The organism is Sphaerisporangium melleum, assembly GCF_014646695.1.
In the GTDB taxonomy this organism is placed as follows: Bacteria; Actinomycetota; Actinomycetes; order Streptosporangiales; family Streptosporangiaceae; genus Sphaerisporangium; species Sphaerisporangium melleum.
The window spans coordinates 1-2,861 of the sequence record NZ_BMNT01000103.1 but is presented as its reverse complement, the minus strand read 5'-3'; the positions used below and the strand labels follow the sequence as shown (position 1 = coordinate 2,861).

The window sequence follows — 2,861 nt, the reverse complement described above, 5'->3', positions numbered from 1 at the left end:
TCCATTTCTGGCCGGTGGCGCCGTTGCAGGTCCAGATCTGGGCTTTGGTGCCGTTGGCGGTGCCGTTGCTGGTGAGGTTGAGGCACTTGTTGGCGCCGACGGCGGTGATGGTGCCGTCGCTGTTGAAGCGCCATTTCTGGTTGTTCTGGCCGTTGCAGTCCCAGATGATGACCGCGGTGCCGTCGGCGGTGCCGCCGCCGTTGACGTCCAGGCACTTGTTGCCGTAGACGCGCAGTTCACTGGCGCTGGTGGCGGTCCACTGCTGGTTGTTCTGGCCGTTGCAGTCCCAGATCTGCGCGGCGGAGCCGTTGGTCTGGGAGGCGCCGTTGACGTCCAGGCACCGGCCCGAGGCTTGGGCGCGGATGGTGCTGGTGCCCCCCGGTGAAGGAGACGGAGTCGGCGTCGGGGTCGGGGTCGGCGACGGGGAGGGGTTGGTGGTGCCGGTGTCGAGGGTGTAGGCGTCCAGGTCGAACAGGTAGCCGCCTGCGGTGCCGCGGAACACCAGGTACAGGGTGGTGACGCCGGAGGGTGCGCCGGACAGGGTGGTGGTGGCGTCGGCGAAGGTCTCCCAGTCACCGGTGACCGGCGCGGTGGCCGTGCCGAGCAGGGTGCCGGTGGCCGATCCGGCGCGGACCTCGATACGCCCGCCGGACCCGGCCGAGGACACCCGCGCGGTGAACCGGGTCGCACCCGCCAGGTTGTAGGGCTGGAAGGAGATCCAGTCGCCGTCTTCGATGTATCCGGCGGTCTTGCCGCCTTCGGCGGCGGTGTGGTCGGTGACCTGGACCCCGTTCATGGCGCCGTAGTGCTCGGCCTGGCGGTGGCGGGGCTGCAGGGTGCGGGTGCTGGTGGTGGTCAGCCCGCCGTTGTCGGTGTAGGAGGCGACGAACACCCCGTAGATGTTGGCCGCGGCGTCATGCTCACCGTCCACCGGCACGGCGATGGTGCCGCTGCAGCCGGTCTTGCCGGTGATCTGGTGGCTGTGGCTGTCATGCCCCAGGTAGTAGGTGACGGTGACCTTGGAGCAGTCCAGCTGCCCGTCCTCGGCGTCGCTGCCGGTCACCTGGAAGGGCACGGTGTCGCCGAAGGAGAACAACTGCCCGTCCCCGGGTGAGGTCAGGGTGAGCTGCGGGGCGGTGTTGCCCACGCTGATGATCACACTGGCGCTGCCGGTCAGCCCCTGGGGGTCGCGCACCGTCAACGTGGCGGTGAAGGTGCCGTTGGTGGTGTAGGTCTTGGACGGGTTGGCCGCGGTGGAGGAGGTCCCGTCCCCGAAGTTCCACGAGTAGCTGAGCGCGCCGCCTTCGGGGTCGGAGGACCCTGAGGAGGAGAAGTTCACCGTGAGCGGGTTGGCGCCGGAGGTCTTGTCGGAGGAGGCCTTGGCGATGGGGTTGCGGTTGGCCTTGCCGATGTACTCGATGCGGAACAGCGCCTGGTTGTTGCTCCCGGTGCCGTAGTCCAGCACGTACAGGGCGCCGTCGGGGCCGAAGGCCATGTCCATGACCTGGGTGCCCGACCAGGGGAAGGCGGAGATCTCCCCGTACCCGCCGTCGGACTTCACCTCGATCGCCTTGATCCACCGCCGTCCGTACTCCCCGGCGAAGAACCGGCCGTCCAGCACCTGCGGGAACCTCACACTGGAGGTGGAGTTGGGGTCGTAGCGGTACACCGGGCCGCCCATCGGCGATTCGGACCCGCCGCCGAATTCGGAGGGGGAACCGGAGTCGCCGCCGTAGCGGATCCACGCCGGCTTGGCCGCCGGCAGCGTGGTCAGACCGGTGTTCCGGAAGGAGTTGTTGGTCGGCCCGCCCGTGCAGTTGTACTTGGCCTGGGAAGGGCCGCTGGGGAAGGTGTACTCGTTGTAGGTCTCGTTGGTGGAGTTGGACCCGGTGCAGTACGGCCACCCGAGGTTGGCCGCCGCGGTGATCCGGTTGAACTCCACCTGCCCCTGCGGGCCGCGGCTGGAGTTGGTCGATCCGGCGTCGGGGCCGTAGTCGCCCAGGTAGACCACCCCGGTGGCCTTGTCCACCGACATGCGGAACGGGTTGCGCAACCCCATCGCGTAGATCTCCGGCCGGGTCTTGGCCGTCCCCGGAGCGAACAGGTTCCCCGACGGGATCGTGTAGGTCCCGTCCGGCTGGGGTTTGATGCGCAGGAGCTTGCCCCGCAGGTCGTTGGTGTTGGCCGCCGAACGCTGCGCGTCGTACTGCGGGTTGCGGTCGGTACGCTCGTCCAGCGGGGCGTAACCGCTGGACTCGAACGGGTTGGTGTCATCCCCCGTGGTCAGGTACAGGTTCCCCGCGGCGTCGAAGTCGATGTCCCCGCCCACGTGGCAGCACTGGCCCCGGTCGTTGGCGACCTCCAGCACCACCTTCTCACTGGCCAGATCCAGCGTCTCATCGGATTTGAGGGTGAACCGGGACAGGTTCAGATGGCCCTTCCACTGATCGAACTGCGACTGCGACCCCGAGGTGGGTGCGTCCCCGGAAGGGGTGGACAACCGGGGGGAGTAGTACAGCCACACGTACCGGTTGGTGGCGAACCCCGGGTCCACCGCCACCCCCTGCAGCCCCTCCTCGTCATGGGTGTAGACGTTCAGCTTCGCCGCGACCTTGGTGTTACCCGCCGCGTCGGTCACCCGCAGCGTGCCATCACGCGCGGTGTGCAGCACCGAACGATTCGGCAGCACCGCCAGCGACATCGCCTCACCCAGCTCGGCACCACCACCGGCCAGATTGATCTGCTGATAGTCGGACGCCGGAATGGTCAGAGCACTCGCCGAAGGAGCAGCAGCGACCACCGCTCCAGGAGTGACCAACGCGATCGTGGCCAACAAGGCGCGCCACGAATGTCGAGACATG

The 2,861-nt window shown here is 68.1% G+C and carries 1 protein-coding gene; it reads right to left on the bottom strand.

Annotated features, from left to right (window positions below):
• On the bottom strand, positions 1-2,833 hold a 2,833-nt coding region (locus tag IEY93_RS37255; RefSeq protein WP_229691807.1), incomplete at its 3' end, for a PQQ-dependent sugar dehydrogenase.
• Positions 2,834-2,861: the final 28 nt, after the last annotated feature.